An 11751-nucleotide genomic window follows, 5' to 3' on the forward strand; every position below is an offset into this window, starting at 1 on the left:
CCCGGTCGGCCGGGGGCTCGGTGGTCTGGTGTCCGATGGCCCGGGCGACCAGGTGCTCGGCGGCCCGGTGCTCCGGGGCCTGGCGTCCGGCGGGCCGGCGGGCCCGGTGATCGGCAGGGCGGACGGCCCGACCGACCGGGGGCTCGGTGGTCCCGGCGACCGGGTGTCCGGCGGGCCGGCCGGTGGCCCGGTCGGGCCGGTGGGTGGCCGCAGGGGTCACAGTTTGCCGCCCCGTCCGCTGTCGCGGCGTGGCGGCGCGATCAGCGTGGAGAGGTACGGCAGCGGCTCCCCGTCCAGTTCGGCGGCCGGCCGCACCGACTCCTCCGGCAGCCCGAGCGCCGAGCCCCACACGGCCTCCTCGATCCGCCCGGTCTCCGCGAGGGCCTCGGCCACCTCGGCGGCCTGTCGGCCGAACTTGTACGCCACGACCGTCCCCGGCCCGGCCAGCGCGTCCTTGAGCACGGCGGACCCGGCCGTGACCGGTACGAGGGTCAGCGGCTCGGTGCCCTCCGTCAGCACGGCTCCCGAGCGCGCCGCGAGATCCTGCATCGCGGTGATCCCGGGCACGGTCTCCACGACCACGTCCGGCACGAGCTCCACGATGGTCTGCGCGAGATACGTGAACGTCGAGTACACGTTGGGATCGCCGATGGTGGCGAAGGCGACGCAACCGTGTGCCCGCAGCGACTCGGCGACCCGCTCGCCCGCCGCGTCCCAGGCCGCCTCCCGGCGTGCCCGGTCGGTCCGCTCGTTCAGCGCGAACACCACCCGGACGACCTTCTCGGCGGGCACGTAGTGCAACACGGTCGCCTCGGCTCGCCCCGGCTCGCCCCCGTCTCTTCCGTCAGGCGCGGCCATGACGGGTACGACGACGACATCGGCCGCGCGCAGCGCGTTGACCCCCTTGACCGTCACCAGCTCCGGATCACCGGGACCGACCCCGACTCCGATCAGTCTGCTGCTCATGACGTCCGGCACCTCTCCACGAACCGATGGGCCACACCGGGCTCGGCCGCCCAGTGCGTGTGCAGATAACTCGCGTGCACACCCCGCTGTACGAAACCTTCCAACCGCCGCACGGGCGTCCTGACCCCCCAGGCGGGAGCCGCACCGGCACCCGGCTCGACGACCGTGCGGTGGAACTCGTGCCCCCGCATCCGCGTCCCGGCGACGGCCAGCGCACTGTCGCCGACGGCCACGGCGTCCCGGTAGCCGAGGGTGAGCCGCTCCGACATCCGCGCGGTGGCATCGAGCACCCCGCACATCGGCCTGCCGTCCAACTCCCGGCAGAGATACAGCAGTCCGGCGCACTCGGCGGCGACCGGGGCACCGCCCAGCGCCAGTTCCGCCACGGCCTTCCGCAGCGGCTCGTTGGCGGACAGCTCGTCGGCGTACACCTCGGGAAATCCCCCGCCGATCACCAACCCGGCCGTTCCCCCGGGCAGTTGCTCGTCGCGGAGCGGGTCGAAGGTGACGACCTCGGCACCGGCGGCGGTGAGCAGTTCGGTGTGCTCGGCGTAGGAGAAGGTGAAGGCGGGACCGCCGGCGAGGGCGACGACCGTACGCCTGCCTGTCGTGCCGACGGACGGTTCCCACGGCGCGCCTGACAGTGTTCCCGCGCTCCGAGCCAGTCCGAGCAGGGCTTCGAGATCACAACCTCGCTCGACCTGCGCGGCCATCGCCGCCACCGCGTCCACGGCCTCGGCCCGCCGCTCGGCGACGGGCACCAACCCCAGATGCCGCGACGGCGTGTCCACCTGCGGAGCCCTCCGCAGGGCGCCCAGCACCGGCACCCCCGCCGAATCCAACGCCTCCCGCAGCAGCTCCTCGTGCCGGTCGGACGCGACCTTGTTCAGGATCACGCCCCCGACCCGCACCTCCGGATCCCACGAAGCGAACCCGTGCACCAGCGCCGCCACCGACCGCGACTGCGACGAGGCGTCGACCACCAGCACCACCGGCGCCCGCAGCAGCTTCGCGACATGAGCGGTGGAGGCCAGTTCGCCTTCCCCCGCCGCCCCGTCGTACAGCCCCATCACGCCCTCGACCACGGCCAGGTCGCAGCCCCGCGCCCCGTGCAGGAACAGCGGAGCGACCAGCTCCGGCCCGCACAGGTAGGCGTCCAGGTTCCGCCCGACCCGGCCGGTCGCGAGCGCGTGGTACCCGGGGTCGATGTAGTCCGGCCCGACCTTGTGCGGCGACACGGCGAGCCCCCGCGCGGCGAACGCGGCCATCAGCCCCGTGGCCACGGTGGTCTTGCCGCTGCCCGACGAGGGTGCGGCGATGACCAGCCGTGGCACCGACGACATCACCACTCGATGCCCTTCTGGCCCTTCTGCCCCACGTCCATGGGGTGCTTGACCTTCGACATGTCGGTGACGAGATCCGCGAAGTCCACCAGCTTCTCGGGCGCGTTCCGCCCGGTGATCACCACATGCTGGGTGCCCGGCCGGTTCCGCAGCACGTCCACGACCTCGTCGATGTCGACCCAGCCCCAGTGCATGGGGTACGCGAACTCGTCCAGCACGTACAGCCGGTACGTCTCGGCCGCCAGGTCCCGCTTGACCTGCTCCCAGCCCTCCCGCGCCTTCTCCTCGTTGTCCATCTGGGCGTCGCGCTGGACCCAGGACCAGCCCTCGCCCATCTTGTGCCAGTCGACGGTGCCGCCCTCGCCGGAGGCGCCGAGCACGCGCAGCGCGTTCTCCTCGCCGACCTTCCACTTCGCCGACTTGACGAACTGGAACACCCCGATCGGCCACCCCTGGTTCCAGGCGCGCAGCGCGAGCCCGAACGCGGCGGTGGACTTGCCCTTGCCGATGCCGGTGTGCACGACGACCAGCGGACGATTGCGACGCTGACGGGTCGTCAGGCCGTCGTCCGGTACGACACTCGGCTGTCCCTGCGGCACTACGCGGCCCTCCTCGACGTCCCCTGCACATCCCTGACCAGCCCGGCGATCGAGTCCGCCCGCAGCTCGTCCAGCGTGACGGCCGTACCGCCGAGCTCACCCGCGAGCTGCCCGGCCAGCCCCAGCCGCACCGGCCCCGACTCGCAGTCCACGACCACCGACGCGACCCCCTCGGCCGCGAACAGCCGCGCCGCCCTCCCGGCCAGCGCCACCGGATCGGTCCCACCCGTCACCCGACCACCACCCCGGCCGGAGGCTCCCCCAGAGCCGAAAGCCTGGGGGGACCCCCATCGCGCCGCCCCTCCGTCTGTCGCCCGCCCGTCGGTCACCACCACGACCAGCGCCCGTCGCGCCGGATCCCGCAGCCGCTCCACGCGCAGCACCTCGTGCGCCCTGAGCAGTCCGGCCGCCAGCGGCGTACGACCGCCCGTCGGCAGCGACTCCAGCCGTACGGCGGCCGCGTCCACGGACGACGTCGGCGGCAGCGCCACCTCCGCGCCGGACCCCCGGAAGGTCACCAGACCCACCTTGTCCCGCCGCTGATAGGCGTCCAGCAGCAGCGACAGCACGGCACCCTTCACCGCGCTCATCCGCTGCCGCGCCGCCATCGAGCCCGAGGCGTCGACCACGAACAGCACGAGGTTGCCCTCGCGCCCCTCCCGCGTCGCCTGCCGCAGATCGTCCCGGCGGATCACCAGCCCCGGTCCGGACCGGCCGCGCGCCCGCTGGTGCGGGGCCGCCGCCTGCACGGTGGCGGCCAGATGCAGCTTGGTCAGCGCGCCCCGGGGCCGCCGGGACCCGGTGGTCCGCCCGTGTTCGGTCCGTGCCCGCGAGCGCCGCCCGGCGGCACCCTCGCCGATCCCGGGCACGCTCAGCACCTTGGTGCGGAACGGCTCGGCGGCCCGTACGGCCGACTGCTCCCGGGCCGACCCGGCCGCCCGCGGTTCCCCCTCCTCACCGGTCTCCGGGCGCGCGGACGCGTCCCCGCCCCCCTGCGGACCGGAGTCGGGCCGGGGCCGGCCACCGCCCCCACCAGGACCGTCGGGGTCGGGATCGTCCTCGGGGGACTCCCCGGAGAACTCCTCCAGCGTCTCGTCCAGCTTGTCCTCGTCCAGACCGGGAGCGTCGAACGGATTACGGCGCCTGCGGTGCGGCAGCGCGAGCAGCGCCGCCTGCCGTACGTCCTCCGCCAGCACATCCGTCCGCCCGGCCCACGCGGCCAGCGCCGTCGCCGTACGGGCCATCACGATGTCGGCCCGCATACCGTCCACCTCGAAGGCCGCGCAGGTCGCCGCGATCTGCCGCAGCGCACCGTCGCCGAGACGCACCTGCGGCAGCAACTCCCGTGCCACGACGATCCGTTGCCGTACGGCGGCCTCCTCGTCCGTCCACCGCGCGGCGAAGCCGGCCGGATCGTCGTCGTAGGCCAGCCGGCGCCGGACGACCTCCACCCGCTGGTCGGGCTCGCGGGAGGCCGCGACCTCCACGGTCAGCCCGAACCGGTCCAGCAGCTGCGGCCGCAGCTCGCCCTCCTCGGGGTTCATCGTGCCGACGAGCAGGAACCGGGCCGCGTGCCGCACGGAGACGCCCTCGCGCTCCACGTGCGAGGCGCCCATCGCCGCCGCGTCCAGCAGCAGGTCGACCAGGTGGTCGTGGAGGAGGTTGACCTCGTCGACGTACAGGATGCCCCGGTGCGCGTCGGCCAGCAGGCCCGGCTCGAACGCCTTCACGCCCTCCGCGAGCGCGCGCTCGATGTCGAGGGCGCCGACGAGGCGGTCCTCGGAGGCGCCGACGGGCAGTTCGACCATCCGCGCCGGCCGTGCCGTACCCGGTGCCGGCCCGTGCGGGCCGTCGGGACAGCCCGGGTCCGGTGCCGACGGGTCGCAGGAGAACCGGCAGCCGGGGACGACGGCCACCTCGGGCAGCAGCGCCGAAAGGGCGCGCACGGCCGTCGACTTGGCCGTACCCTTCTCGCCGCGCACCAGGACACCGCCGACGGCGGGGCTGACGGCGTTCAGCAGCAGCGCGAGCCGCAGGTCGTCCTGGCCGACCACGGCCGTAAAGGGGAAGGGGGTGCTCACTGGTCTCCCTCCAGGTCGCCTTCCAGCTCCAGGTAGGTGGCGCGCAGCCGCTCCAGTGTGTCCGCGTCCGGCTCGGCCCACAGGCCCCGGTCCGCGGCCTCCAGGAGCCGCTCGGTGACGCCGCGCAGCGCCCACGGGTTGGACTTCTTCATGAAGTCCCGGTTCTCCGGGTCGAAGACGTACTCCGCGCTGAGCTTCTCGTACATCCAGTCGTCGACCACGCCCGCGGTCGCGTCGTAGCCGAACAGGTAGTCCACGGTCGCCGCCATCTCGAAGGCGCCCTTGTAGCCGTGCCGGCGCATGGCCGCCATCCAGCGCGGGTTGACCACCCGGGCCCGGAAGACGCGGTGCGTCTCCTCGCCCAGCGTCCGCGTCCGCACCTGGTCCGGTACGGCCGAATCACCCACGTACGCCTCGGGGTTGGCGCCGGTCAGATGCCGGACCATGGCGACCATGCCGCCGTGGTACTGGAAGTAGTCGTCCGCGTCGACCAGGTCGTGCTCGCGGGTGTCGACGTTCTTCGCCGCCACCGCGATCCGCCTGAACGCGGTCTCCATGTCGCCGCGCGCCGCCCGTCCGTCGAGCCCGCGCCCGTAGGCGTAGCCGCCCCAGACCGCGTACACCTCGGCGAGGTCCGCGTCGGAGCGCCAGTTGCGGGCGTCGATCAGCGGGAGCAGACCGGCGCCGTACGCTCCCGGCTTCGAGCCGAAGACACGGGCCGTCGCGCGGCGCCGGTCGCCGTGCTCGGCGGTGTCCTCGTCGGCGTGTGCCTTCACGTAGTTGCTTTCCGCGGGCTCGTCCAGCTCCGCCACGGCCCGCACCGCGTCGTCGATCAGCCCGACGACGTGCGGGAACGCGTCCCGGAAGAAGCCGGAGATACGGACCGTGACGTCGATGCGCGGCCGGCCCAGCTCCGCCGGGGGCACGATCTCGAAGCCCGTCACCCGGCGCGAGGCGTCGTCCCACACCGGGCGGCAGCCCAGCAGCGCCAGGATCTCGGCGATGTCGTCGCCCTGGGTGCGCATCGCGGACGTGCCCCAGACCGTCAGGCCCACGGACTTCGGGTACTCGCCCGTGTCCTGGAGGTACCGCTGCACCAGCGAGTCGGCGAGCGACTGCCCGACCTCCCAACTCAGCCTGGACGGAATGGCCTTGGGGTCGACCGAGTAGAAGTTGCGGCCGGTTGGCAGGACGTTCACGAGGCCACGGGTCGGCGAACCCGACGGGCCCGCCGGGACGTAACCGCCGTCCAGCGCCCGCAGGATGTGCCCGATCTCGTCCGTGGTGCGCGCCAGCCGGGGTACGACCTCCTCGCAGGCGAACTCCAACACCCGGGCGGCGTCAGGGAGTTCGGTGCCGAGCACGCCCCGCAGCACGGCGGGCACGACCGCACGGTCCCATGCCCGCGCCTCCATCCCCTCCGCGATCCCCCGGCACAGCTGCTCCAGCAGGTCGATCGCGTCGGCGGCCGTCCGGGACGGGCCTGCGGCCAGGTCAGTCAGCTCCACCGGCACCTTCACCGGTGCGCCCGGCTCGGCCAGCAGCTCCTTCTCGACCAGCCCGAAATGAGCGGCCAGCGCGGCCCTGAGTCCCGGCAGGGCGTTCGCCCGACCGCCCCACACCTGGGAAGCCCGCAGCACGGCCAGCACCAGGTTCACGCGCGGCTCGCCGACCGGGCCACCGCCCAGGATGTGCAGACCGTCCCTGATCTGGACGTCCTTGATCTCGCAGAGATAGCCGTCGATGTGCATGACGAACTCGTCGAAGTCGTCGTCGCCCGGCTGCTCGTCCACGTGCAGGTCGTGGTGCAGCTCGGCCGCCTTCACCAGCGTCCAGATCTGCGCGCGGACGGCCGGGGCCTTCGCCGGGTCCAGGTCGGAGACGAGCGCGTACTCGTCGAGCAGCTGCTCCAGCTTGGCCAGGTCGCCGTAGGTGTCGGCGCGGGCCATCGGCGGCACCAGGTGGTCGACCACCGTGGCGTGCCCGCGCCGCTTGGCCTGGGTGCCCTCACCGGGGTCGTTCACGATGAACGGGTAGACGAGGGGCAGGTTCCCGAGGACGGCGTCCGGGGCGCAGCCGCCGGAGAGCCCGAGCCCCTTGCCCGGCAGCCACTCCATCGTGCCGTGCTTGCCCATGTGCACGATCGCGTCCGCGCCGAAGCCCCCCTCCGACGGCGCGGCCTCCAGCCAGCGGTAGGCCGCCATGTAGTGGTGCGAGGGCGGCATGTCGGGGTCGTGGTAGATCGCGATCGGGTTCTCCCCGAAGCCGCGCGGCGGCTGGATCATCACCACGACGTTCCCGAACTGCAGGGACGCCAGCACGATGTCCTCGCCGTCGACGTACAGGCTGCCCGGCGGCTCGCCCCAGGCCTCGGTCATGGCCCCCTTGAGATCGGGGTCGAGCTTCTCGAACCACGCCCGGTAGTCCGCCAGCGGCACCCGCGCCGGTGCGGCGGCCAGCTGCTCCTCGGTCAGCCACTCGACGTCGTGCCCGCCGGCCTCGATGAGCCGGTGGATCAACTCGTCGCCCTCGGACGGGTATTCGGTGAGCCCGTACCCGGCGTCCCGGAACGCGTCCAGCACCCGCACCGCCGACGCGGGCGTGTCCAGACCGACCGCGTTGCCGACCCGCGAGTGCTTGGTCGGGTACGCGGTGAAGACCAGCGCGATCTTCTTCTCGGCGTTCGGCTTGTGCTTCAACCGGGCGTGGCGCAGGGCGATTCCGGCCACGCGCGCGGCCCGCTCGGGGTCGGCGACGTACACCGGAACCTCGTCCGGACCCTGCTCCTTGAAGGAGAAGGGCACGGTGATCAGCCGGCCGTCGAACTCCGGGATGGCGACCTGCATCGCCGCGTCCATGGGGGACAGGGCGGCGTCCGACTCGTCCCACGCGGCGCGAGAGGAGGTGAGGCAAAGGCCTTGCAGGACAGGAACGTCGAGGTCGGCGAGGGCGCCGACGTCCCAGGACTCCTCGTCGCCGCCCGCCGAGGCCTGCGACGCGTGCGTGCCGCCCGCCGCGAGCACGGTCGCGACCAGCGCGTCGGCCCTGCCCAGCAGCTCGTACAGCCCGGCGTCCGCGCCGCGCAGCGAACCGCAGTACACGGGAAGGGCGTTCGCGCCCGCCGCCTCGATCGCCTCGCACAGGGTGTCCACGAAGGCGGTGTTGCCGCTCAGCTCGTGCGCCCGGTAGAAGAGCACGCCCACGGTCGGGCGGCCGTCCCGTGCCGCGTACGAGCCGTGGACGCCGTACTCCGGCATCTTCCGCGGCTCCTCGAAGCCCTCGCCGGTCAGCAGCACGGTGTCCGACAGGAACCGGGACAGCTCCAGCAGGTTCGCCGGGCCGCCCTCGACCAGGTACGTCAGCGCCTCCGCGACCACACCGGCCGGCACCGAGGACTCGGCCATCAGCTCCGCGTCCGGCACGGTCTCGCCGCCCAGCAGCACCGTCGGGATCCCGGCCGCCTTCAGCGCGGCGAGCCCGTCCTCCCAGGCCCGCTTGCCGCCGAGCAGCCGTACGACGGCGAGGTCCGCGCCGTCCAGCAGCCCCGGCAGCTCCTGCCGGACGTCCACCCGGGTCGGGTTGCCGATGCGGAAGTCCGCGCCGGAGGCCCGGGCCGCCAGCAGGTCCGTGTCGGCGGTGGACAACAACAACACTGTGCTCATGCGGGCGCTCCCGGTGAAATGAAAGGCAGTCCTTGCGGCGCGCCCGACTCGATGAGCCGCCACAGCGCGTCCGTGTCCGCGTGCTGTTCGATCAGGTCGCCGAGCCGGTCGAGCTGCTCCTCGCGCAGCGCGGCGAAGGAGGTGTCCGGCGCGGGCACGAAACGGCGGCCCGCGGCGGCGGCCACCTCGCGCAGGAAGGCCCGCCGGAAGCCGTCCGACTCCAGCGAGCCGTGCCAGTGGGTGCCCCAGGTCTGCCCGACCCGGCAGCCGTCCAGGCTGTGTCCTCTGCCGTCGGAGATGAACCTGTCCCCGCCGGTCACGTCGGCGACCCCGTGATGGATCTCGTAGCCCTCGACCCGCTCGCCGAGTGCCTCCCCCTCCGGCCGGGCAAGGGTCTTCTCGGGGGCGAACCGCACCCTTAGGGGCAGCACCCCGAGCCCGTCGACCTGCCCCCGCCGGCTCTCGACCTCGTCCTCGATGTGCTCACCGAGGATCTGGAAGCCGCCGCAGATGCCGAGGACGGGCCGCTGTTCGGCGGCCCTGCGGCGCAGCGCGTCCGCGAGGCCCCGCTCGTGCAGCCACTCCAGGGCCCGGACCGTCCCCCGGGTCCCGGGGACGACGACGAGATCGGCGTCCGCCAGCTCCTCCGGGCGGTCCACGAACCGCACCACGACGCCCGGTTCGGCGGCGAGCGCGTCCACGTCCGTGAAGTTGGACATCAGCGGGATCGCGCAGACGGCGACCCGGAGCACGTCCTCGCCGACCGGGGGAACGACGGCCGACTCGCGGACCGTGCCGCGCAGCGACACGCGCAGGCCGTCCTCCTCGTCGATGCCGAGGCCGTGCCGGAAGGGGAGAACGCCGTACGTCTGCCGCCCGGTGAGGCCGTGCAGCATGTCGAGCCCGGGCTCCAGAAGGCTCACGTCCCCCCGGAACTTGTTCACCAGGAACCCGGCGACCAGCTCCTGGTCCTCGGGCGAGAGCAGGGCGACGGTGCCGAAGAAGGAGGCGAAGACGCCCCCGCGGTCGATGTCGCCGACCACGAGCACGGGCAGTCGCGCGTTCCGCGCGATCCCCATGTTCACGATGTCGGTCCGGCGCAGATTGATCTCGGCCGGGCTGCCCGCCCCCTCACAGATCACCGCGTCATACGTGCCCCGCAACTCCGCCAGGCAGTCCAGCACCGTGCCGAGCAGCCGCTGCTGCCGCCCGCCGTGATAGCCGCGGGCGCTCAGCTCGCCCACCGGCCTGCCCAGCAGCACGACCTGGCTGCTCTGTTCGCCGCCCGGCTTGAGCAGCACCGGGTTCATCAGCGCGGTCGGCTCGATCCGGCACGCCTGGGCCTGCATGGCCTGCGCCCGGCCGATCTCCGCGCCCTCGCGGGTCACGAAGGAGTTGAGCGACATGTTCTGCGCCTTGAACGGCGCGACCTTCACGCCCTGGCGCACCAGCCACCGGCAGATCCCGGCCGTCACGACGCTCTTGCCGGCGTCGGAGGTGGTGCCGGCGACGAGGAGTCCCCCGTTCACTTCCCACGTCCCTTCGGGCTCTTGACGCTGCTGACGATCAGACGCGCGGCGACCGTGGTGCCGAGCGCGAGCAGGCCGACGCGGCGGGAGAGCCGCGCCGCCCGGTCGATGTCGGCGACCCGGACGGCCCTCCCGGTGTCCCCGCCCAGCACGGGCCGGTGCTCGACCCGTCCGCCGTAGGAGAGCGTCCCGCCCAGGCGGACGCCGAGCGCGCCCGCGAACGAGGCCTCCACGGGCCCGGCGTTGGGGCTCGGGTGCTTGCGGGCGTCGGCCCGCCAGGCGCGCAGGGCGCCGCGCGGGTCGGGTCCGGCGACGGCGGCGAGTACGGCGGTCAGCCGGGCCCCGGGCCAGCCGGCCACGTCGTCGAGGCGGGCGGAGGCCCAGCCGTAGCGGCGGTGGCGCGGGGACGTGTGACCCACCATCGCGTCCAGGGTGTTGACGGCCCGGAAGCCGAGCAGCCCGGGCACCCCGGCCACGGCGCCCCAGACCAGGGCGCCCACGACGGCGTCCGAGGTGTTCTCGGCGACGGACTCGACCACGGCCCGGGCGATCCCGTCGGCGTCCAGCGACTGGGGGTCCCGGCCGCACAGGTGGGGCAACCGGGCGCGGGCCGCCTCGACGTCCCCGCGCTCCAGCGCCCGGCCGATGGTGCGGGCCTCGCGGGCGAGCGAGGTGCCGCCGACGACCGACCAGACGGCGGCGGCGGTCAGCGCGGCGGAGGCGGCGGGGGAGGGGCGCACGGCGCGTGCGGCGGCCGCACCGAGTGCGACGGCGCCGCCCGCGCACACGACGGTGTGCAGCGTGCCCCAGCCGCGGTGGTCGCGCCACAACACGCCTTCCACGGCAGCGGCCACCCGTCCGAACGCGGCGACCGGATGCCCACGGCGCGGGTCGCCGAGGAGCAGGTCACCGAGAAGGCCGGCGGCGGCGCCGTACGCGTAGGAGCGATCGGCACCCATCGGCTCAGCCGGCCGTGGGTGCGGGAGCGGGCCTGGTCACGGTCCTTGTCGGTCGGCAGCCGGGCATGGCGATCGGTGTCCTCACTCAGGGTGTCCGCGCCCTGGTTCGACGAGATTCGGCGGTGAGAGTTCCTGGCTCCCGGGGGTTCTTCCCCGGTGACAGTGGCGGGACCGCGCCGGATTCGCACCGGCTTCCTCTCCTGCCGCCGTACATGGCCCGGGCAGTCCACCACGGGCCCGGAACGGCCGTCAACTTGCCGTTGACCTGCACGGGGAGAGTGTGCCGATCCCCACATCGCGGGACACGCGTGGCCGCCCGGCATGGCAAAGGCTCCCCTGCGTCATGGACGGAGGGGAGCCTTTGCCGGTGCCGTTCTGTCAGTTCTTGGAGACGATCAGGAAGATGCCGTACGCCACCGCCGCCGCGCAGGCCGCGAAGCAGACGTAGGCGCCGGTGACGGCGAGGGCGGCGGAGTCGCCCTGGGCCGCGGCCTGCTCGCGCCGGGTCAGGCCCCTGATGCCGAGGGTGAACAGGACCACGAGGCCCACCGTGAACACGAGGCTGACGCCGAAGACGGAGCCGATGGCCGACCAGTCGATCTTCATGGGGAT

General features: G+C 73.7%; 8 protein-coding genes and 1 riboswitch. All 8 genes read right to left on the bottom strand.

Annotation, left to right across the window (positions count from 1 at the left end):
- Positions 1-216: 216 nt before the first annotated feature.
- The 8 genes from cobI to BIV23_RS16600 all read right to left on the bottom strand — a co-directional run bounded on the left by cobI (position 217) and on the right by BIV23_RS16600 (position 11745).
- The gene (gene cobI, locus BIV23_RS16565) at positions 217-966 is read right to left on the bottom strand and encodes a precorrin-2 C(20)-methyltransferase (protein WP_071381674.1); all 750 of its coding nucleotides are present in this window, start codon (positions 964-966) and stop codon (positions 217-219) included.
- Positions 963-2309 (bottom strand): cobyrinic acid a,c-diamide synthase CobB, encoded by a 1347-nt coding sequence (locus BIV23_RS16570; RefSeq protein ID WP_177239916.1) that lies wholly within the window; start codon positions 2307-2309, stop codon positions 963-965. Before BIV23_RS16570 ends, cobI begins: the two co-directional genes overlap by 4 nt.
- A complete protein-coding gene (cobO, locus tag BIV23_RS16575; RefSeq protein WP_071381623.1) occupies positions 2309-2908 on the bottom strand; it encodes a cob(I)yrinic acid a,c-diamide adenosyltransferase in 600 nt (199 codons plus the stop codon). The genes BIV23_RS16570 and cobO overlap by 1 nt, the downstream gene beginning before the upstream one ends.
- On the bottom strand, positions 2908-4989 hold the full coding sequence (locus BIV23_RS16580) for a putative cobaltochelatase (RefSeq protein WP_071381624.1): 2082 nt from the start codon (positions 4987-4989) through the stop codon (positions 2908-2910). The genes cobO and BIV23_RS16580 overlap by 1 nt, the downstream gene beginning before the upstream one ends.
- Positions 4986-8651 (bottom strand): cobaltochelatase subunit CobN, encoded by a 3666-nt coding sequence (gene cobN / locus BIV23_RS16585; protein ID WP_107471182.1) that lies wholly within the window; start codon positions 8649-8651, stop codon positions 4986-4988. The genes BIV23_RS16580 and cobN overlap by 4 nt, the downstream gene beginning before the upstream one ends.
- A complete protein-coding gene (locus tag BIV23_RS16590; RefSeq protein ID WP_071381626.1) occupies positions 8648-10180 on the bottom strand; it encodes a cobyric acid synthase in 1533 nt (510 codons plus the stop codon). The genes cobN and BIV23_RS16590 overlap by 4 nt, the downstream gene beginning before the upstream one ends.
- Positions 10177-11139 carry a cobalamin biosynthesis protein gene (locus tag BIV23_RS16595; protein WP_071381627.1) on the bottom strand — a complete coding sequence of 321 codons (963 nt, stop codon included), beginning with the start codon at positions 11137-11139 and terminating at the stop codon, positions 10177-10179. Before BIV23_RS16595 ends, BIV23_RS16590 begins: the two co-directional genes overlap by 4 nt.
- A gap of 107 nt (positions 11140-11246) precedes the next feature.
- Positions 11247-11385: riboswitch (cobalamin riboswitch) on the bottom strand.
- A 132-nt stretch (positions 11386-11517) separates the two neighbouring features.
- Entirely contained in the window at positions 11518-11745 is a 228-nt protein-coding gene (locus BIV23_RS16600) for a hypothetical protein (protein WP_071381628.1), read from the bottom strand.
- Between the last annotated feature and the right edge of the window lie 6 nt (positions 11746-11751).

This window comes from Streptomyces monashensis, from assembly GCF_001866665.1.
GTDB lineage: Bacteria > Actinomycetota > Actinomycetes > Streptomycetales > Streptomycetaceae > Streptomyces > Streptomyces monashensis.

What these genes read in the sequence shown, in the direction of transcription:
- BIV23_RS16570 (WP_177239916.1), bottom strand. Translation starts at nt 2,309, where the DNA reads ATGTCGTCGGTGCCACGGCTGGTCATCGCCGCACCCTCGTCGGGCAGC.
- cobN (WP_107471182.1), bottom strand. Translation starts at nt 8,651, where the DNA reads ATGAGCACAGTGTTGTTGTTGTCCACCGCCGACACGGACCTGCTGGCG.
- cobI (WP_071381674.1), bottom strand. Translation starts at nt 966, where the DNA reads ATGAGCAGCAGACTGATCGGAGTCGGGGTCGGTCCCGGTGATCCGGAG.
- BIV23_RS16600 (WP_071381628.1), bottom strand. Translation starts at nt 11,745, where the DNA reads ATGAAGATCGACTGGTCGGCCATCGGCTCCGTCTTCGGCGTCAGCCTC.
- BIV23_RS16595 (WP_071381627.1), bottom strand. Translation starts at nt 11,139, where the DNA reads ATGGGTGCCGATCGCTCCTACGCGTACGGCGCCGCCGCCGGCCTTCTC.